Source organism: Bacillus solimangrovi (genome assembly GCF_001742425.1).
Taxonomy (GTDB): Bacteria; Bacillota; Bacilli; order Bacillales; family Bacillaceae_N; genus Bacillus_AV; species Bacillus_AV solimangrovi.
Genome location: NZ_MJEH01000003.1, coordinates 74,656 through 95,551 on the forward strand (window position 1 = coordinate 74,656; position 20,896 = coordinate 95,551).

General features: G+C 35.5%; 18 protein-coding genes and 1 pseudogene. 12 read left to right on the forward strand and 7 right to left on the reverse strand.

The genetic code is table 11. The annotated features are described in order from the left end of the window. The first annotated feature begins 102 nt into the window (after nt 1-102). Nucleotides 103-2,355: an S-layer homology domain-containing protein gene (locus BFG57_RS01440; RefSeq protein WP_069715680.1), complete on the forward strand. Its 2,253-nt coding sequence runs from the start codon at nt 103-105 to the stop codon at nt 2,353-2,355. An 81-nt stretch (nt 2,356-2,436) separates the two neighbouring features. Here BFG57_RS01440 and BFG57_RS01445 read toward each other — a convergent pair whose 3' ends face one another. Further along, entirely contained in the window at nt 2,437-2,856 is a 420-nt protein-coding gene (locus BFG57_RS01445) for an organic hydroperoxide resistance protein (RefSeq protein ID WP_069715681.1), read from the reverse strand. 13 nt (nt 2,857-2,869) lie between these two features. Next, nucleotides 2,870-3,307 (reverse strand): MarR family winged helix-turn-helix transcriptional regulator, encoded by a 438-nt coding sequence (locus BFG57_RS01450; protein ID WP_281186593.1) that lies wholly within the window; start codon nt 3,305-3,307, stop codon nt 2,870-2,872. Between the two features lie 450 nt (nt 3,308-3,757). Between BFG57_RS01450 and BFG57_RS19540 the strand changes: the two are divergent. The 3 genes and pseudogenes from BFG57_RS19540 to fosM form a co-directional block, all read left to right on the forward strand. Further along, nucleotides 3,758-3,874, forward strand: a pseudogene (locus tag BFG57_RS19540) (oxalate decarboxylase); the annotation flags it as partial. Between the two features lie 154 nt (nt 3,875-4,028). After that, complete coding sequence (locus BFG57_RS01455) at nt 4,029-4,259, forward strand: hypothetical protein (protein WP_069715682.1); 231 nt, start codon at nt 4,029-4,031, stop codon at nt 4,257-4,259. A gap of 294 nt (nt 4,260-4,553) precedes the next feature. Next, nucleotides 4,554-4,976 carry a FosM family fosfomycin resistance protein gene (gene fosM, locus BFG57_RS01460; protein WP_069715683.1) on the forward strand — a complete coding sequence of 141 codons (423 nt, stop codon included), beginning with the start codon at nt 4,554-4,556 and terminating at the stop codon, nt 4,974-4,976. 101 nt (nt 4,977-5,077) lie between these two features. Here the strand turns inward: fosM and alr are convergent, their stop codons facing one another. The 4 genes from alr to BFG57_RS01480 all read right to left on the reverse strand — a co-directional run bounded on the left by alr (nt 5,078) and on the right by BFG57_RS01480 (nt 10,225). Next, complete coding sequence (gene alr, locus BFG57_RS01465) at nt 5,078-6,256, reverse strand: alanine racemase (RefSeq protein ID WP_069715684.1); 1,179 nt, start codon at nt 6,254-6,256, stop codon at nt 5,078-5,080. A gap of 187 nt (nt 6,257-6,443) precedes the next feature. Next, nucleotides 6,444-7,559 carry an alanine dehydrogenase gene (ald, locus tag BFG57_RS01470; protein ID WP_069715685.1) on the reverse strand — a complete coding sequence of 372 codons (1,116 nt, stop codon included), beginning with the start codon at nt 7,557-7,559 and terminating at the stop codon, nt 6,444-6,446. A 390-nt stretch (nt 7,560-7,949) separates the two neighbouring features. After that, nucleotides 7,950-9,197 carry a PucR family transcriptional regulator gene (locus BFG57_RS01475; RefSeq protein WP_069715686.1) on the reverse strand — a complete coding sequence of 416 codons (1,248 nt, stop codon included), beginning with the start codon at nt 9,195-9,197 and terminating at the stop codon, nt 7,950-7,952. A 134-nt stretch (nt 9,198-9,331) separates the two neighbouring features. After that, nucleotides 9,332-10,225, reverse strand: coding sequence for a selenium metabolism-associated LysR family transcriptional regulator (locus tag BFG57_RS01480; RefSeq protein ID WP_069715687.1), 894 nt, complete (start codon nt 10,223-10,225; stop codon nt 9,332-9,334). Between the two features lie 115 nt (nt 10,226-10,340). On the opposite strand from BFG57_RS01480, the gene BFG57_RS01485 reads away from it, so the two are divergent. The 4 genes from BFG57_RS01485 to BFG57_RS01500 all read left to right on the forward strand — a co-directional run bounded on the left by BFG57_RS01485 (nt 10,341) and on the right by BFG57_RS01500 (nt 14,023). Beyond that, the gene (locus BFG57_RS01485) at nt 10,341-11,336 is read left to right on the forward strand and encodes a YeiH family protein (protein WP_069715688.1); all 996 of its coding nucleotides are present in this window, start codon (nt 10,341-10,343) and stop codon (nt 11,334-11,336) included. A 471-nt stretch (nt 11,337-11,807) separates the two neighbouring features. Beyond that, nucleotides 11,808-13,028: a NupC/NupG family nucleoside CNT transporter gene (locus BFG57_RS01490; protein ID WP_069715689.1), complete on the forward strand. Its 1,221-nt coding sequence runs from the start codon at nt 11,808-11,810 to the stop codon at nt 13,026-13,028. A 129-nt stretch (nt 13,029-13,157) separates the two neighbouring features. Further along, nucleotides 13,158-13,826, forward strand: coding sequence for a deoxyribose-phosphate aldolase (gene deoC / locus BFG57_RS01495; protein WP_175428243.1), 669 nt, complete (start codon nt 13,158-13,160; stop codon nt 13,824-13,826). A 26-nt stretch (nt 13,827-13,852) separates the two neighbouring features. After that, nucleotides 13,853-14,023: a XapX domain-containing protein gene (locus BFG57_RS01500; protein WP_069715691.1), complete on the forward strand. Its 171-nt coding sequence runs from the start codon at nt 13,853-13,855 to the stop codon at nt 14,021-14,023. A gap of 136 nt (nt 14,024-14,159) precedes the next feature. Here BFG57_RS01500 and BFG57_RS01505 read toward each other — a convergent pair whose 3' ends face one another. After that, entirely contained in the window at nt 14,160-15,329 is a 1,170-nt protein-coding gene (locus BFG57_RS01505) for a dicarboxylate/amino acid:cation symporter (protein WP_069715692.1), read from the reverse strand. Nucleotides 15,330-15,774: 445 nt separating this feature from the next. On the opposite strand from BFG57_RS01505, the gene glcT reads away from it, so the two are divergent. The 4 genes from glcT (at nt 15,775) to ptsP (ending at nt 20,841) form a co-directional block, all read left to right on the forward strand. Continuing rightward, nucleotides 15,775-16,614 (forward strand): glucose PTS transporter transcription antiterminator GlcT, encoded by an 840-nt coding sequence (glcT, locus tag BFG57_RS01510; RefSeq protein WP_069715693.1) that lies wholly within the window; start codon nt 15,775-15,777, stop codon nt 16,612-16,614. 179 nt (nt 16,615-16,793) lie between these two features. Then, nucleotides 16,794-18,824, forward strand: a complete 2,031-nt coding sequence (ptsG, locus tag BFG57_RS01515) for a glucose-specific PTS transporter subunit IIBC (protein WP_069715694.1) — start codon at nt 16,794-16,796, stop codon at nt 18,822-18,824. A 29-nt stretch (nt 18,825-18,853) separates the two neighbouring features. Beyond that, the gene (locus tag BFG57_RS01520) at nt 18,854-19,120 is read left to right on the forward strand and encodes a phosphocarrier protein HPr (protein ID WP_069715695.1); all 267 of its coding nucleotides are present in this window, start codon (nt 18,854-18,856) and stop codon (nt 19,118-19,120) included. Further along, on the forward strand, nt 19,120-20,841 hold the full coding sequence (gene ptsP, locus BFG57_RS01525) for a phosphoenolpyruvate--protein phosphotransferase (protein ID WP_069715696.1): 1,722 nt from the start codon (nt 19,120-19,122) through the stop codon (nt 20,839-20,841). Before BFG57_RS01520 ends, ptsP begins: the two co-directional genes overlap by 1 nt. Nucleotides 20,842-20,896: the final 55 nt, after the last annotated feature.

Sequence of the window (20,896 nt, forward strand, 5' to 3'; positions counted from 1 at the left end):
AAAGTTGTGTTTGTTGGTAAAAATTAATAAATTATACCGTTATATAGTATTCTATCATTATAAAATATAAAAAAGGAATAAAATAGAATAGGAGGAAGTAGATTGAAATATTATAAGTTAGGTATTGTAGCTTTATCTTCGTCATTAGTGCTTGGAGGCATTGCACCTATTGCCTATGCAGAAACGTCTATACCGACAAATGTATTGGCTGCTAAAACGACTACTAGTGAAGTGATGGATAAGGAAAGATTAATAGAACGTGTTCATGAACTATTCCCGGGTATGTTTGAGGATGTGAGGGAAGAAGAATTCAGATTTGATTCAGGTAGGTCTTATGGAGAAGAAAGTGAACTTGAGAGTTACGGGTTGAGGTTTTTTAAAGAGTTAAGTTCTGATATGTATGTTAGTGGTAGGTTTAGTTTTGTTGGAGAAAATTTGGAGTTAGTTTATTATTCCTATAATAATGAAAACAACGAAGAAGCTTTGTTTCCACCTCAAGTTTCAAAAGAAGATGCGGAAAAAATTGCTGTTTCTTTTTTAAATCGTATGACTAATGGCAGTGATTATCAACTTGCTGATAATGATGATGAGTTATATTTTTATGATAATCAAACGTTAACTGAACCGGTTGAGTATAACTTCCGTTTTGATAAAGTGGTAAATGATGTACCTGTTCCAGATCAATCAATAAGAATCGAAGTATTAGGTAGTGGAGTGGTTTCTTATTATTTTAACGAATTAACTGGCAAGCAAGAGGTATTCGAAAAGAAAGAGAGCCTGCTTACAGAAAGTGAAGCATTAGATCGTTTGAAAGAAGCATCAAATGTTGAGTTGCAATATCAAATTCAATATGAACGATCTGATGATGTAAAGGCAGTATTAACATACTTACCTTCACCAAAAATTGATGGTATTCATGGAATGACAGGTCAATATTACATAGCCGGTGAATTGCTAGACAAGCTTCCAAAGAAAGAAAAACTGAAAGTATTATCTAGTACACCAGTTGAAAAAACAGCAAGTATTACAAAAAAAGAAGCGAAAGAAATGGCTGAACAATTACTAATGCCAAAAAATGACTTCGTTAAACTAAATATAGAAGGCGTTAATGAACGAGAAAATTATCGAGGACAACGTGTCTATGATGTTGAATTTATGTATGAGACAAGAAACGGAGGTAGCGGTTCATCTATCGAGATAGATGTAGATACAGGTGAATTAATAGATTATCGTGGTGGTTTTGATGAACGATTTCTAGGTGAAGAAGATAGTAGTCGTCCACTTGCATATAAAAACGCCTTAAATAAAGCGGTTGACTATGTAGAAAAATATGCCTCATCATATGTTCATGAAGTAGCTTATCCTAATGAAAGTGATAATAGACAAAATAGGTATGATAGCGATGATGAAGAGTATCGATTCTATTTCCCAAGGGTTAAGGATGGAACAATAGTAAATGGGAATGGAATACGAGTTTCAATAGCTGGTGATGGGGAACTATTGGGATTTTCAATTGACTTTGATCAAATATCAGACTGGCCATCACTAAGTGAAGTAGTATCGAAGGAAGAAGCATTAAAAGATTATAAAGATGTTTTACAAACAGAATTGCAATATGTCTCTAACAACAATCAAAATGAATATCAAGCAAATCATTATAAGCTCATTTATACTGGAGAGATGGATAAAGAAGTATTACGCAAATATTATGATGCACAAACAGGTGAGTGGACAGCAGCATCGTCACGATATGATTCTGGAAAACAACCAAGTGATGTTACAATTGAACATCCGTGGGCAGAAGAAGAGCTAAACTTCATGATTCAAGCTGGAATTATTGAAGTAGAGAATCCAGAAACGTTTAATCCAGATGCAGTCATAACAAAGGGGGATGCTTTGAAAGTATTATCTAAATCACTTTCACGTTATTACCGCTATGAGCGTTATGACTATGAAGAGCAAAAGAGACAAACGTTTAAGAATATCGATACTGATCATGACTTATATGGAATGATTGAGTTAGCGATTGATAGAGGTGTATTAGAAGCAGATACAGAAAACTTCCCGCTTGATGAAACAATCACGAGAGAAGAGCTTGCAGTCTGGTACGGCCGTATACTTAAGTTGACAAATGTTGCTGATCATTATGAGATTTATAAGTTAAATATGAAAGATAGTGAGCAAGTAGAGAAAGCAAATGTTGGTTATGTGGCCCTAGTAGGAGCATTGGAAATTATGACACCTAATGAAGATGGATATTATCTTCCAGACGAAGAAGTGACGTTAGCACAGCTTGCATTATCTAATATGCGCCTAGCACAAGAAATGGCTGAAATGGATATTGATTATCGTTAATGTAACTTGTGTATAGTAACAACAAAACATGAAAATAAGTGCCTCGAAAGATATTTAACACTTTCGAGGCACTTATTTGGATTATTTTACTGTTAACGTAACATCAATGTTGCCTCTAGTTGCTTTAGAATAAGGGCATACTTGGTGAGCTGCTTCAATAAGCTCTTGTGCTGTTTCCTTATCTACACCGTTAACTGCTACATTTAATTCTACAGCTAGTTTAAAACCGCCATCTTCTGGATCTTTACCAATTGTTACACTTGCTGTTACTTCAGTACTTTCAACTTTTGCGCGTTTTCTCGTAATAACTAAGTTAAGTGCACTGTCAAAGCAAGCTGAATATCCTGCTGCGAATAATTGTTCTGGATTTGTAGCAACTTCACCGCTACCACCTAATTCTTTCGGCATACGAACGTTTAAATCTAATACGTTATCCTCTGATTTTACACTTCCGTTTCTTCCGCCTGTAGCTGTTACTGTTGTTGTGTATAGTGGTTGCATAATAAATCTCTCCTTATTTATCTAATAAATTATTTGTTACTTTTGTTAGCATATTTAAAAGTTCAGTGTATTCCTTGAAAGTTAGCCCGAATTTCGGTGCCATTTCTTTAGGAATGCAAGTTGCCTTTTCCTGTAAACTTTTGCCGAAATCACTAAGGATGATATAACGTTTACGTTCATCTTCAGTATCGTGTATGCGATGGATTAAGTTTGCTTGCTCCATTCTTTTTAGCATAGGGGTTAACGTACCCGAATCTAATAAAAGATGGTTGCCAATCTCTTTTACGGTTAACCGCTCGTGTTCCCATAATACTAGTAATACTAAGTATTGAGGATACGTGATGTCTAACTCTTCTAAGAGAGGACGGTAACTTTTCGTAATTTCTCTTGAACACGCATAAACGGCAAAACATAATTGGTTATCTAAATTTAAATTTGTGTATTTTTCCAAAAGCAGGCCTCCTTTATCAATAAAGGTTGTGCACAATTAGATAATACACAATATTGATGACTTTTGCAAGAAGTTTTGCTTTCTTTTTTTAGTATGCCAATTATGAATACGGAATATGATGGCTTTGACATTAATACAGTGTTATTTTTGAACACAAAAAAAGAACATAAATTCAACCGTTCTGTAATCTAAATTTGCTAATTAATGATTTTTAATCGACTGTTAAGGTTGGGAAATTTGAAGGTAATCCCTTTTTGTCAACGCTATTGATCCATTTTAGATTGGATCTATAAGATGATCATTTTCTTCTTATCTTAATTACAAGTTAGTTTCGTAGTCGCCTGCTATTACATGTATATAATTCAAATACTTTCTATATATTTCTAGTACAACAAATCGAAATTAGGGGAGTTAATAATTTTTCATGAATAGACCATATAACTGGAATATACCTCAACCGATACGGTGCAGTCGAACTTATGTGTGGGACCAGAATTAATGAATGCGTTACGGAAAGAAGAATGGTCTGTAGTGAAATATCCAGGGTATTCTTATTATCCAAAATAGTTTTCTTGAACGATGAAGCAAAGGTTTCGTGAATTATTATGTGCATACGTAAAGGATTCTCTTATAATAGTGATCACTCGTTATAATAGTAATTAAAAAGAAAAATTGTTTTTATTTGCAATAATACAAATGTAAAAGTTTGTGGGGGGTATGAATGAAGAGGTTGTTAGTAACATTTTTTATACTATTTGTCGTAAGTTGTTCTACAAAGATAGAAACTAATGAAGTAGAGCTTTATAGTAATAATGAGGAAAGAATACTATCGTTTCATAAAGTAGAACTTAGCAATGCTGATGAGGAAACGAAAGAATTAGTAATACAAGCAGAAGAAAAAAATGGTGTTCATCAATTTGTGAAGTATGATAAATTATTATATATTTTTTAACTGGGATCAATGTTGAGCAAGGTGAAAAGGCGATTCATTTTAGTGACTTTAATGTCGATAGTAGTGGTGATACGTTAATCATTAATTACAGTCAAGATGAGACTGATAATAATACAGATAGTAGTCTGAACTTTCAGTTGTTATATAAAATAAACTTAGATAAGAATTATGAAACTATCCGGTTGTTAAAGGATGGAGTAAGCACCCACTTTAACACGGTTTACATCTATTAGGTAGTTAAGTAGACTGAGAACTTTTGCATGTTTGATGAAGTAATTATTTGGAGTTGATAAAATGTCGATAAAAGGACTAAACCATTTTTTATTTTCAGTTTCGAACTTAGACGAATCTATAATGTTTTATGAAAAAGTATTTGATGCAAAATTATTAGTGAAGGGAAGGACCACGGCTTATTTCGATCTGAATGGGATGTGGCTTGCCCTAAATGAAGAGAAGGATATTGACCGCTCGACATTAAATCATTCTTATACACATATTGCCTTTTCTATAGAAGAAGAGGAGTTTGATAATATGTATACAAAATTAAACGAGTTAAATGTTAATATTTTATCTGGTCGTCAAAGGGATGAAAGAGATAAGAAATCTATCTACTTTACAGATCCAGATGGTCATAAGTTCGAATTTCATACAGGTACGTTGCAAGATAGATTGCACTATTACAAGCAAACAAAAAGACATATGGAGTTTTATAAATAGAACAAAAAAACATAAAGTGAAAAATTCACAACAATATAAAGAGAGTACAAACTCTTCTTAGGAACAGGTTGTACTCTTTTGTGTTTATTTACATCGAAATCCTAGTGTTGGTTGAAAAATAAGTTTTGACTATCAACGATGTTATCACCTTCGTAATAAATACGAGGAACTCGTTTTCCAATAGCACATACAATTTCATAATTTATCGTACCGATAAGCTGTGCGATTTCGTCAATTGAGATAAAGCAATTCTGGTCACGACCGAAAATGGTCACTTCATCATGATGCTGTACATTAGGGATGCCTGTAACATCGATCATCGTTTGATCCATACAAATACGTCCAACGATAGGTGCTCTTTTTCCTCTGACAATCATCTCAGCTTTATTTGATAGTAGACGATTTAAACCGTCTGCATATCCAATTGGAAGGGTAGCGATTGTGCGTGTTGACTCTGTTGTATACGTACAACCGTAACTAATGGAATTACCTTCTTCTAAGTCTTTAACTGTTACAATTTTTGTTTTAAATTGCATAGCTTGTTTCAATTCAAAAGGGCGAGTAGGTATATTTGGATCTGGAAGTAGACCGTATAAACTAATCCCCACTCTAACCATATCAAGGTGCATATGTGGATATTGCATGGTACCTGCACTATTGCAGCAATGTTTCAGTTGAAAATGAAACCCACTTCTTTCAACATAGTCTACAATCTCTTGAAAGGTTGAAAATTGCATGTCAGTAAAAGTAGAATCATTTGAATCTGCAGCTGCGAAGTGCGTAAAGATTCCCTCTAATACAACGTTAGGTAGGGAAGCTGCTCGATTAGTGAATGACAAAGCATCTTCTTTCGTTCGTACACCAATACGAGACATGCCAGTATCAACTTTCAAATGAATAAGAGCTGTTTTGTTTAAATTAGTGGCAATTTTTGAAGCTTCCACGAGTATGTCTTCACTAAAACAAGTAAGTGTGATATTTTGTTCGATTGCTAGTTGTAGTGTGTCTGGTGGTGTATAGCCGAGCACAAGGATAGGTGTCGTAATTCCGCACTTTCTTAGCTGTACCGCTTCATCTATAAATGCTACACCAAGATAATCAGCACCTTCTTTAATTGCTGTCTTTGCAATTATTTCTGCTCCGTGTCCGTAACCGTCAGCTTTCACAACAGCCATGAATTTGCATGAACTACTAATGTGGTTGCGAAATTGCTGAATGTTATTTTTAATAGCATCTAGTGAGATGCTAACCCATGTATCTCGATAGCTTGCATGCTTCATCTGCTCACTCCTCTACATGTAAGTTGATTGTTATTCTGAGCATGTATTTAATCTATCTTTTTTAATGAATTCCTATTAATTATACGCAAATAATGGTCAAAATCCATCAGTTAATCTTATTAAATTAAGTCTGTATTAATAGAAAAACCACTCAAGCTTTTACTTGAGTGGTTTAAATATTGATAATTTATGCAAGTGCTTCTTCAGCGGTTACGTAGTCATAACCAAGGTCACGTGCTACTGCTTCATATGTTACATGTCCGTTTGCAACATTAAGTCCTTTTGCAAGTGCTACATTATCTAGAAGTGCTTGCTTAACACCTTTATTTGCAATTTGCAGACCATAAGGAATGGTAACGTTCGTAAGTGCAAGAGTTGATGTACGTGGAACTGCTCCAGGCATGTTAGCAACCGCATAATGTACAACGCCATGTTTTACATAAGTAGGGTTATCATGTGTTGTCACTTTATCAGCAGTTGCGATGATTCCACCTTGGTCTACTGCAACATCGACAACGACAGATCCATCACGCATTGATTTAATCATTTCTTCTGTAACGAGCTTAGGCGCTTTTGCACCAGGAATAAGAACGGCACCAATTACAAGGTCAGATTCTTTAACAGCTTCTGCAATGTTTAGTGGGTTAGACATGATTGTGTTTACACTGTTACCGAATAAATCATCTAGTTGACGAAGACGTTCTGGGCTTAAGTCAATAATATTAACATCAGCGCCGAGTCCAACCGCAATTTTTGCTGCATGTGTACCAACGACACCACCACCGATAACTGTTACTTTACCACGACGAACACCTGGAACTCCGCCAAGCAGGATACCCATGCCACCTTTAGGTTTTTCAAGGAATTGTGCTCCGATTTGTGAAGCCATTCGACCTGCAACCTCACTCATTGGTGTAAGAAGAGGAAGTGTTCGGTTAACTTCAACTGTTTCATAAGCAACCGCAATAATCCCGCTGTTTTTTAATGCTTCAGCAAGTTTGGGCTCAGCTGCGAGGTGAAGGTAAGTGAATAGAATAAGTCCTTTACGGAAATACACATATTCTTCCTCAAGAGGTTCTTTCACTTTCATAATCATTTCTGATTGACTCCAAACGTCAGCCGCAGTTTCAACAATTTTTGCTCCTGCAACTTCATAAGCTTCATTAGTGAAACCGCTACCAACTCCAGCGTTGTTTTCGACTAATACTTCATGACCAGCTTGACGGAAAGAAAGTACACCAGCTGGAGTGATTGCAACACGGTTTTCATTGTTTTTAATTTCTGTAGGTACACCAATAATCATTTCATATTCCTCCTATTTGTGCGTGTTAATTTAGCAATACGTTAGTGATATTCACTAAAAGACAATTTAGTAAGTGATTGTAAAGTGAGAGTTTAACGATAAGCTTTTATAATCAACTTTTTAATTCTATAGATGTTAAACGATAAAAAAGTAGTAAAAGTAATTTTAACTATATTTAACTCTATAGCGAGTAAATTCATTATAAATTGTTGTTTGAAAATTATCTTTGTTTAGATAATAAAAAAGAGGAAGGGGTATTTGTGATTTTACACAAATGTAAAAAATACATTCACCTATTAATTATGGTGAATGTATTGGAAATGAATTCAGATAGCATGCGGAATATGAATAGGATTTCATTGTGTTGTCAAATGTCATAAGTGACGTGATTTATAAAAGTGCTCCATATTTTCGGATCTTTAAATCGATGTAAATAGTTGTTTTTTCGTTCGGGTCCTTTAAGTCTATTTCGCTTATTTCCGAAATTCGTTTTAATCGATAGTTCAGTGTATTTACATGAACGTGAAGAGCGCTAGAAGCTTTGTTAATATTGCAATCTTTATCTAAATACGTTTCTAATGTTTCTAATAAATTTGTTTGGTGGCGCTCGTCATACTTACTTAAAAGAGTAATAGACGTGTTATTGTAGTTATCTGCCTTACGTTTTTCATAGATTACGTCTATAAACTGATAGATACCTAATTTTTGATAGTTGTAAATTGAATCAGTTTCATTTGATAATCGCGTTTTAATTTTTAACACAGCTGTCGCTTCTTTATAACTATGCTCAATGAGTGTTAGCTTTTCACATAGGGTTCCATATCCTCCTGTAATCATCGTAACAAAAAAGCGTTCTTTCATTTGATGAATAAATGTTTTAATAAATGAATCGATAGCATCAGTAGGGTGCTCGGACTTTTTAGGTGAAACGAGTAGAACGAGATTTTTTTGGTCACTCGTATGAAAAATAACGTCAACTTTTTGAGTTGTTTTTAACAAATAAGCAATTTGTTTTTCAGTTGTTTCGTTAATCGAACTAGAAAATTGAAACACAACAACTGAAAAAAGCGGTGGAGGAGATAGATGTAATCTTTCAAAATGTCTATTAATATCATTCTCATCATCAATATGACCTGTGAGTAATTGCCAAAAAAACTCTTGATAGTTTTCTTGTTGTTTTTCACGGGTTATTTGAAGTTTCATTAATTGATTCTTTGCTGAGCTTGCAGCTTGTTTAAGGAGAAGAAAATCCTCTTCATCTAATTTTTTTTCTACTTCAAGTGCCCAAATATAACCCAGTATTTCAGTGTTTTTGCGAATGGTTATGGCAACTCGATCTCCTAATCCAATATCGTCTATGCTGCGTATGCGTACAGGATCATCACTTTTATTTAATGTAGGGATTACGCCATCTTTCCAAAGTGCATTAATGACTTTTTCAGGTACACGACGACCAATGATAGTCGAAATACGAGCTGAATCTGTACGATCATCATGCATACTGTATGCGAGTAGGCGGTGATTAGTATCTTCTATAGTAATTGGACAACGAAGTGTTTCGCTAACGTGGTCAACGAAATTTTCCAAATTTCCGAAAGTACCTCTGAATGGATTTTCTTGTTCAAAAGATGGTTTCATACAATAATTCCCTTTCATTTGTAAATATATATGCAAACCTTAATATTTAGCCTATTTTATTGCAACTGACAAATCAAGAAAATTATTCAACTTGTAAATAACTTAATTCATTTTGTGAAGTGCTTAATTTATGCTCACTGCAATGCAAATTGTTGACAGTGATTTAAAAAAGATTGAAAGAGTGGTGTCATGTATTTATCTTTATGGTAAATGATTTTTAATGTGCGAGGAAAAGATATTTGTTTAAGCGGAACGTGAATAATCCGTTTGTCTGAAAGTTCATCTTGAATGGCTAGCTTTGATAGGAACGTAACCCCAAGGTTAGCCTCAACTGCTTTTTTGATTGCCTCAGTATTATTTAAAGTATGTGTGTTGTTCAAAGTTATTTTATGTAATGAAAGAACTTGTTCGACAACTTCTCGTGTACCACTGCCTTTTTCCCGGGCAATAATCGACTCATTTTGCAAGTCTGTAGTTTCAATTGCGTCTGGTTCTTTAGTTGCCCATTCATGTAAATGTGAGCAGATGAGAAATAACTCGTCATCCATCATATGTGTTTCAATAATATCTTTCGAATGGACAGTTCCCTCAACAATACCAATATCTAACTCATGTTTTAAGATTAAGTCCTCGATAACTCTCGTATTGTTAATCGTGTAATTTAAATGTATTTGTTCATTTTTTGAACGAAATGAAGCAGCTAGTTGTGGTAATAAGTAGATTCCAATTGTCGTACTAGCACCAATTTGTAATTTTCCTTTCGTTCCTATTTCATACTCCTGCATTGTTGTTTTCGCTTCATCTGTTAATGCAATGATCCTTTTAGCATAATCATAAAGAGTATCTCCAGCATCTGTTAAATGCAATTGACGTTTAAAACGATCAAATAATTGTACGTTCAACTGCTGCTCTAAGTCAGATATTGTTTGACTAACTGCAGGTTGAGTCATATATAAGTCATGGGCTGTTTTTGTCATACTTTTAGTTTCAGCGGTTGATATGAAAATGCTTAATTGCCTTTGGTTCATTGTTGCTCCCCTCTAATAATAAGTATTTACTTATCATTTCAATTAATAGATGTTATTTCACTTATGATAACACAATCTTTAGAATGTTATTTAGGTGAAGTGAGGGGGAATACGTATGTCAAACTATTATAGGTTGGTCCCAGGTATAGCATTATCGTTAATCGTTTCAATAATAGCAATTTTGACCCAACAAATAGGTATTATAGATAAACTACATATTAATTCACTTATAATTGCCATTTTGATTGGAATGATTGTTCGTAATGTTTTTAAGCTTTCCGAAACATTTTTGTTAGGAGTACAATTTACATATAAGAAGTTATTGCGCTTATCAGTCGTTTTATTAGGGTTTAAACTGAGCATTTTACAAGTGTACGAAGTAGGCATTAGAGGAATAATTATTATCATTTTGTCTGTTAGCATAACATTTATAGTTAATATTTTGATAGCAAGGAAACTTAAAATACAAAAGGAAACAGCTATTTTGATTGGTTCTGGTTGCTCAATTTGTGGTGCATCAGCAATTGCAGGTACTGCTACTGTTATTGATGCGAAGGAGAAAGAAATAACGTTATCTGTAGCTACTATAACTATTTTCGGAACAATTGCAATGTTATCTTACCCATTTATCTTTCAGTTATTGCATTTGTCTGAGAAGATATATGGAGTTTGGGCTGGTGCATCCATTCATGAGGTTGCTCAAGTGGTAGCTGCTGGTTTCATAGTGGGAGATGAAGCAGGGGAATATGCCACATTAGTGAAGCTTACAAGAGTGCTAATGCTCATTCCGACGTTGTTTTTTCTTAGTATGTGGCAATCGAAGCAAATACAACAAACTGAAAGGAAACATCATGTAAGCGTACCTTTGTTTGTGACAGGGTTCATTATTATTGTTCTCATTAATTCACTTCAAGTCATTCCTAATGATACAGTACAGCTTATTAATTTAATTAATGAGTATATCCTTCTCGTGTCGATGTCAGGGTTGGGATTAGTAACGAGTTTGGCAATGATTCGTGATGCAGGTATGAAACCGATGTATTTAACATTTGTGACGAGTATTTGCATCAGCGCAACTTCATATGCTCTTATTTATTTGTTCTATTTATAATAGCAGTTTAACAAGCAAGTAAATGGTTGAGATAATTCAAGTCATTTTTTAATAGAGGTGGTATTCAATATCGCTGTTAAGTAACTAATGAATAACTTAATATGTAAAAAAAGTTAAGTAGAAGTAGAACTTTAGTAGTTTTGTCATGCTCTAGTTTTACGGCTACTTAATTTTTTTGAAAACGTTTTTTTTGCGATCGTAGATGGCTCTAAGGTTTCATTAACACAGGTCTAAAAACGTTCACATTTCGTAATAAAATAATCTTGTTCATTCTAGTTTACCGTGATATGATTACTTTGGTTGTAGGAAGTCTGACATCTAACCAGTATGACATTTGAAAACGATACCATGCAAATTTTAATCGTTTGAAAATCGAAAAGTTGGGAAAGATATCGTACAAGCGTAGAAAGGAAATTTTTTTCACGCAACATACGAGTCAGGCTAAAATTTACTTCAAAGGGAGTGCACAAAGTGGCAATTTTATGGGGTATTTTCGGTATTCTTGTTGTTCTTGGTATAGGTTTCTTGTTGTCATCTAGTAAGAAGTCTATTAATTATCGTACCATTCTAGGTGGTTTGGCTATTCAAATAATATTTGCTCTAGCCGTATTGAAATGGCCAGCAGGTCAATGGGCGCTACAAAAACTGACTGATGTTGTGAATAACATTGTTGGTTATGCAAACGAAGGAATAGGCTTTCTATTCGGTGGGATTGTAGCACCTGAATCACCAGTAGGATTTATCTTTGCTTTCCAAGTTTTAACGGTTATCATTTTCTTCTCATCTTTAATTTCTGTTTTATATTACCTTGGCATTATGCAAGTGGTAATTAAGTTCTTAGGTGGAGGATTATCAAAATTATTAGGAACGAGTAAAGCGGAATCACTATCAGCTGCAGCGAATATTTTCGTTGGACAAACAGAAGCACCACTTGTTGTTCGTCCGTACATTGCAAAAATGACACAATCTGAGTTGTTTGCGGTTATGACTGGTGGACTTGCGTCTGTTGCAGGTTCTGTATTAATTGGTTATTCACTTTTAGGTGTACCACTAGAGTATTTATTAGCAGCAAGCTTCATGGCTGCACCAGCTGGATTAATTATGGCGAAGCTTATCATGCCAGAAACTGAAACACCTGTTGAAGAGAATAACGGTGTTGAAATGGATGATGATGATGATTCAGCTAACGTAGTAGATGCAGCAGCAAAAGGTGCGAGTGTAGGTCTTCAACTAGCTCTTAATGTCGCTGCGATGTTACTTGCTTTTATTGCTCTTATTGCATTGATTAATGGTTTGCTTGGATGGATCGGTGGATTCTTCGGCTTCGATAGCTTAACATTAGAATTAATTCTTGGTGTATTATTCGCGCCAATCGCGTTTGCAATCGGTGTACCTTGGGAAGAAGCAGTTAAAGCTGGTGGATTCATCGGTCAGAAACTAGTTCTGAATGAATTTGTAGCATATTCAAACTTTGCACCTCAAATTGGAGAGCTATCTGAAAAAACAGTAGCTGTTATTAGTTTCGCACTTTGTGGATTTGCTAACATTTCATCTTTAGGAATTCTACTTGGTGGATTAGGAAACATCGCTCCAAATCGTCGTCAAGATATCGCACGACTTGGTATACGTGCAGTTGTCGCTGGTATGTTAGCTTCTCTATTAAGTGCTGCGATTGCAGGTATGTTAATTTAAGTGTTGATTTATAGATTATAGATATGCTAATATATTTAGCTGTCGAATAAAAAAATACGGGATGACGGGCTTAATTCACATATTGTTGAGGTAAGCCCTTCATGTCTTAAAACTAGGAGGAAACAAATTATGAGTGAAATTGCAAATATGATTGATCACACACTATTAAAACCTGAGGCATTAAAAGAACAAGTTGTGAAGATTGCTGAAGAAGCAAAAGAGTATAATTTTGCATCGATTTGTGTCAATCCAACATGGGTTGAAACAGCAGCAGAACTTCTAAAAGGCAGTGATGTGAAAGTTTGTACAGTAATTGGCTTTCCTCTAGGCGCTAATACTCCTGAAGTAAAAGCATTTGAAACAAAAGACGCAATCGAAAAAGGTGCACATGAAGTTGATATGGTTATCAATATTGGTGCATTAAAAGATAAAAATGACGAATTGGTTGAACGTGACATTCGTGCAGTTGTAGAAGCAGCGAAGGGCAAAGCACTAACAAAAGTAATCATTGAAACATGCCTTTTAACTGAAGAAGAAAAAGTGCGTGCTTGTGAATTATCTGTAAAAGCTGGTGCTGACTATGTGAAAACATCAACAGGTTTTGCTGGTGGCGGTGCTACACCTGAAGATGTTGCATTGATGCGTAAAACTGTAGGGCCTGATATCGGTGTTAAGGCTTCTGGTGGCGTTCGTAACCTTGAAGATGCAAAAGCTGTTATTGAAGCAGGAGCTACTCGTATTGGAGCAAGCTCTGGTGTATCTATCGTAAAAGGTGAAACAAGTTCTTCTGATTATTAATTTTAAAAGTAGGAAGGGTTTATATAATGAAAGAAATTATTCTTAGTATCGTTGCAGGTATGGTTGTAGGTTTACTTTTCAAACTGATCAAACTTCCTTTACCAGCTCCCCCAGTTTTACCAGGTGTGTTAGGGATTTTTGGTGTATATTTCGGCGGAGTATTTGCTGATTATATCTTGAAAATGCTAGGTAAATAAAAAGAACCTATGTAGCTTGTGCTACATAGGTTCTTTCTTAATTTAATATCTAATTAAACGAGAGTTAAAAGATATGTATGAGAGGGACTTGAGAGAGCCCCTCTTTATTATTATATAGAAGATAAAGTGTTTATCCTTATTGAATACTCTTTGAAGGTGTTAAGCGGTCTACTATGATTGAGATAGCACCGTCACCTGTTACGTTTGTTGCTGTACCTAAGCTATCTTGAGCAAGGTAGAGGGCAATCATAAGTGATGCCATCGTTGCATCAAATCCGAGCATCGATTGAAGTAAGCCAAGTGCCGCCATTACAGCACCTCCAGGAACACCTGGTGCGGCAATCATTGTGATACCTAACATTAAAATGAATGGGAAGATTGCTTCAAACGTTGGGACTTGTCCATTTAAAAGCATGACAGCCATCGTACAGCTTACAAGTGTAATCGTACTACCTGATAAGTGAATTGTTGCACAAAGTGGTATTACAAAGTCAGCAATACGCTCACGGATACCATTTTTCTTAGCTTGTCGTAATGTTACGGGAATCGTTGAAGCTGAAGATTGTGTACCTAGTGCTGTAAAGTAGGCAGGAATCATATTTTTGAATAATGTTAAGATATTCTTTTTAGCTATCGTTCCAGCAATTGTATATTGGATTAAGAGCATGATAAAATGAAGAACGATGATAACGATAAATACTTTTATGAAAGTTGACATGATTGTTGCAACTTGTCCACCATGTGTCATATTTGCAAAAATACCAAAGATATGAAAAGGTAACAATGGTATTATAATAGTAGAAATAAGTTTCTCGATAATTGTTCTAAAGTCGATCATTACGTTTTGTAATGCGTCACTTTTCAGTGCAGCCATACCAAGACCTAATGTGAATGAAAGTAAAAGTGCAGTCATAACACCCATAATAGGTGGCATATCTACTTGAAACATTGGTGATAGTAGCACCTCTTCGGGGTTTTCTAATTCACCTTTAAAAGCGCCAGTTTGTAGAAACTTTGGGTATAGAAGAGAACCAGCTCCATAAGCAAGTGTTCCAGCAATTACAGTAGAAAAGTAAGCGATGCCTGCTGTTAAACCGAGTAAGCGTCCTGCTCCTCTTCCCATTTGTCCAATACCTGGGGCGATAAATCCAATAATAATAAGAGGTATAGCAAATCCAAGAAAATTACCAAATAGTCCGTTAAATGTTGCAAATACTTCAATTACTTCGCTAGGTACAATCGAACCAATCAGTATACCTGATGCAATTGCAAGTATAATTCGTGGTAGTAATCCAAACTTCTTCATTTCGTGTCCTCCCTAGAAGTACATTTGTCTTTATAGAATGCATTATACAGGCGATGAAGCAATGTGTGAATAGATTCGTTAGTATTTGTTAAATTACAAATCTTTAGATAATAATTATTCTAATATAAAATCGTGTTTTAAAAAAAGATAAAAAGTACGGGGAAAATTCGAGCACCTGAGTGTACGTTTGTAGGGTACATGAGGAGCGGAAAAGCAACCCAACGTAGTTATTAGATAGTCATTTTTCCAAGACTTTTTGAACATCCTCTATAAAGTTAACATTTCCGTAATAATAGGATGTTATTTGTTATTGACGAAAGTTCTCTTCTTATATAGGATTTACTATGTCAAAGTTATGAAACCAGTTTCGCAGTTAAGTTATTCTTCTATAAAATAGAAGTATTAAAATATGATCATAATCAGTAACCAAAAGGAGCATGGGTTGATGAAAGACACGTTAACTATAAAAAAAGTGCTGAACAACAATGTGCTAATTGCCGGTCATCCATCTCATGAAGAAGTTGTTTTAATAGGAAAAGGGATAGGATTTGGGAAGAAGCAAGGTAATCCAGTTGAAATTAATGAAGTAGAGAAAGTTTATGCGCTTGAAAATGAACAGGAACAAGAACAATATAAGCGCCTTTTACCACAAATTGATGAACACTTTATTCTCGTTATGAATGATATTATTCATTATATAGATGAAAAAGTAAGTGGTAAGTTAAATGAACATATTCATGTTGCATTGACGGATCACTTATCATTTGCAATAAAAAGGCATGAACAAGGATTGGATTTGCATAATCCATTTATTATTGAGACTGAAACACTTTATCCTGAAGAATATCGTATTGCAGAGCATGTTATTGACATGCTTAATGAACGGATGGGTGTAGATTTGTCTGAGGGAGAGATAGGATTTGTCGCTCTACATATTTATAGCGCACGATCTAATATCCATCTATCAAAAGTAAATCAGCATTCATTACTCATTAATCAACTAATTCAACTTATTGAAGAGAATTTCAAGATTAAGCTTGATCATGATAGTGTTGATTACTTAAGGCTTGTTCGTCATCTACATTCTACGATTGAACGAGTTACAAATGGAGAAAAAGTTGAAGAACCAAAAAAATTCGCTTTACTATTGAAAGAAGAGTATCCAGTGTGTTATAATTTATCATGGAAGTTGATAAAAGTGATGCAGCAATTTTTAAATGAAAAGGTTTATGAAGCTGAAGCCGTTTATTTGACTATGCATCTTCAGCGCATTCATAACAAATAAAATGTAACTGCTTTCTTTGCGTGTTACTGATTCGATCAGGCATGAGTGAAGGAAGACTCGGAAATACTGTATAAAGATACTTGTATCTTTTTTCAGTACCGATGTCTTTTTCACTCATGCTTTTTTTAATTGCTGCAAACACTATACTATATTGTAGATTTATTAGGAGGGAAAGAAAGATGTTCAAAAATGCATTTGGTAGTCTCCAAAAAATTGGTAAAGCACTTATGTTACCAGTAGCACTTCTACCAGCAGCGGGTTTACTTTTAGCTTTTGGTAGTGCGATGCAGACAGAACAAACAATTCAAGCGTTACCATTCCTACAGGCTGAGTGGATACAATTAATTGCTTCAGTTATGGAAAATGCCGGGGGAATTGTATTCTCTAACTTGCCTTTACTATTCGCCGTTGGTGTAGCTGTTGGACTTGCAGGAGGAGAAGGTACAGCTGGACTAGCTGCAATTATCGGTTACCTCATTATGAATGTAACGATGAGTGTCGTTAAAGGCATTACGCCTGAAATGACAGAAACTAGTCAAGCTTATGCAAATGTTTTAGGTATTCCAACAATCCAAACAGGTGTGTTTGGTGGGATAATCGTCGGTTTATTAGCGGCTTACTTGTATAAAAAGTATTATAATATGGAACTTCCTGCATATTTAGGATTCTTCGCAGGAAAACGATTTGTACCAATCATTACGTCTTTGTTTTCACTAATTCTTGGTCTGATTATGATTGTTGTTTGGCCACCAATTCAAGAAGGTTTGAATGCGTTCTCATACAATATGGTTGAAACGAATAAAACGTTGGCAGCCTTTATATTCGGTGTCGTAGAGCGTTCATTAATTCCATTTGGTCTTCACCATATTTTCTATGCGCCGTTCTGGTTTGAATTTGGTGAGTACGTAAACAATGCAGGTGAAATTGTTCGCGGTGACCAACAAATCTTCTTTGCTCAGTTGAAAGATGGTGTCGATCAATTCACAGCTGGTACATTTATGACTGGTAAATTCCCATTCATGATGTTTGGTTTACCTGCTGCGGCACTTGCAATGTATCATGAAGCACGCCCTGAAAAGAAAAAGCTTGTTGCAGGTATCTTAGGTTCTGCTGCACTTACTTCTTTCTTAACAGGTATCACAGAACCTATTGAGTTCACATTCTTATTTGTAGCACCAATTCTATTTGCAATACATGCAGTGTTTGCAGGATTTTCTTTCATGATTATGCACATGTTAGACGTTAAAATTGGTATGTCTTTCTCTGGAGGGGTAATTGACTATTTAATCTTCGGAGTAATGCAAAATAAAACAGACTGGTGGCTAGTAATTCCAGTAGGTCTAGTACTTGCAGTAATTTACTACTTCGGTTTCCGTTTTGCGATTCGCAAGTTTAATTTGAAAACACCAGGTCGTGAAGTAGAAGAAGATGATGATGATGAGATTGTAGGTAATACTGGAAGCACAGATGAACTACCGTTTCATGTTCTTGAAGCACTTGGTGGTAAAGAAAATCTTACTCACCTAGATGCGTGTATCACTCGTTTACGTGTATCAGTTAGTGAAATTGGAAAAGTTGATAAGAAACGTCTTAAGAAACTCGGTGCATCTGGTGTACTTGAAGTTGGGGATAACATTCAAGCAATCTTTGGACCACGTTCAGATACACTCAAAACTCAGATTCAAGATATTATTTCTGGAAAAACACCTACACCAGCACCAAAAGTTGAAGAGGTTGTAACAGATAAAGATTGTGACGCTCCTATTCTAGGAGAAGAAAGCTTTATTACACCAGTAAAAGGTGACATTTTACCAATTAGTGAAGTACCTGATAAAGTATTCTCAGAAAAAATGATGGGTGATGGCTTTGCAGTGCGCCCAACTGATGGAGTAGTTGTCTCACCAGCAGATGCTACTGTAGTCAATGTATTCCCTACAAAACATGCAATTGGTTTAAAAACAACAACTGGACGAGAAATTTTGATTCATTTCGGAATCGATACAGTTAAGCTTAAAGGTGAAGGATTTGAAGTATCAGTAAAACAAGGTGACAAGGTGAAAAAAGGCGATAAGCTAATGAAAGTAGACCTTGGTTATATTGAGAAAAATGCAACTTCAATCGTTACACCAATCGTGTTTACAAACCTGCAAGAAGGAGAATATATTAGTATAGATAAATCGCAAGAAAATGTAGCAACAATTAAACGATAATTTTTACAAGTAGAAGGAGAAGGTTTAAAATGGGTGAAAAAACATTTACAGTAACAGCAGAAACAGGAATTCATGCACGTCCAGCTTCATTATTAGTAAATGCAGCAGGTAAATTTGCTTCAGATATTAACTTGGAGCATAATGGCAAAACAGTTAATTTGAAATCAATCATGGGTGTTATGTCATTAGGTGTTGGCAAAGACGCTGTAGTTAAGATTACAGCAAACGGTGATGATGAGAATGAAGCTTTACAAGCAATAGAAGATACTTTCAGAAAAGAAGGGCTTGGAGAGTAATGTCTAAAAAAATTCAAGGTATTGCGGCTTCGCGTGGTATATCAATTGCGAAAGCATCTTTGTTAGAGCAACCAGATTTTTCAATTGAACAGAAAACGATTCAAGATCCTGAAGCTGAAATAAATCGACTTGATGAAGCTCTTAAAGTTTCACAAGCCGAGCTTGAAAAGATTAAAGAGCGGGCATTTCAAGAACTAGGTGAGGACAAGGCAGAGATTTTCTCTGCCCACCTCCTTGTTTTAAATGACCCTGAGCTCATTAATCCTGTAAAAGACAAAGTTAAGAATGAACAATTAAACGCTGAATTTGCTCTTAATGAAACTGCTAATATGTTCATTACGATGTTTGAACAAATGGATAATGAATATATGAGAGAACGAGCAGCAGACATTCGCGATGTAACGAAACGTGTGCTTGCTCATTTGTTAGGCGTTAATTTCTCCGATCCGAGTATGATATCAGAAGAAGTGATTATCATTTCAGAAGATCTTACACCGTCTGATACAGCTCAATTAAATAAGAAATACGTTCTTGGTTTTGCAACGGATATTGGTGGACGTACGTCGCATTCTGCTATTATGGCACGTTCCATGGAAATTCCAGCTGTTGTTGGGGCAAAGGTTGTTATGAGTGAAATTAAAGACGGTGATCTTGTTATCGTCGATGGTCTCGGTGGAAATGTAATTGTGAACCCATCAGAAACTGAAATTGCTCATTATGAGCAAAAAAGCAAAGAATACGAAGAGAAGAAATTAGAATGGGCGAAGCTTGTTAACGAACCGACAAAGACAAGTGATGGCGTTCATGTCGAACTAGCTGCTAATATTGGTACTCCTGAAGATGTAGATGGCGTACTGAATAATGGTGGTGAAGGAATCGGGTTATATCGTACAGAATTTCTCTATATGGGCCGTGATTCACTGCCTACAGAAGAAGAGCAGTTTGATGCATATAAAACAGTTCTTGAGAAAATGGAGAACAAACCTGTTGTTGTACGTACGCTTGATATCGGTGGAGACAAGGAACTACCGTACCTTGACTTACCGAAAGAGATGAATCCATTTTTAGGTTTCCGTGCAATACGTCTTTGCTTAGAAGAGCAAGATATTTTCCGTACGCAACTTCGTGCATTATTGAGAGCGAGTACGTACGGGAATTTGAAAATTATGTTCCCGATGATTGCTACATTACAAGAGTTTCGTGATGCAAAAGCAATCTTAGAAGAAGAGAAACAACAGCTAATCGCAGATGGTGTGTCAGTTGCTGAAGCAATCGAAGTAGGGATGATGGTTGAAATTCCATCAGTAGCAGTATTGGCAGATCAATTTGCTAAGGAAGTTGATTTCTTCAGTATTGGAACAAACGATTTAATTCAATATACGATGGCTGCTGACCGTATGAATGAAAAGGTTTCATACTTGTACCAACCTTACAATCCAGCAATTTTACGTTTAGTTAAAACTGTAATTGATGCTGCGCATAAAGAAGGGAAATGGGCAGGTATGTGTGGTGAAATGGCAGGAGATTCAAAGGCAATCCCACTTCTACTCGGTTTAGGTCTTGATGAATTTAGTATGAGTGCAACGTCGATCCTTCCAGCTAGAACACAATTGCTACAACTTTCGAAGCAAGAAACCGAAGCAGCAATGGAAGAACTATTGAATAAAGGTACTACTGAAGAAGTATTAGCGTTTGTGGAAGAGAATTTCCAAACTTCATAATTTAGAGGCAGTGTGGTTAATTCATTAATCGCACTGTTTTTTATTATTCATGAAA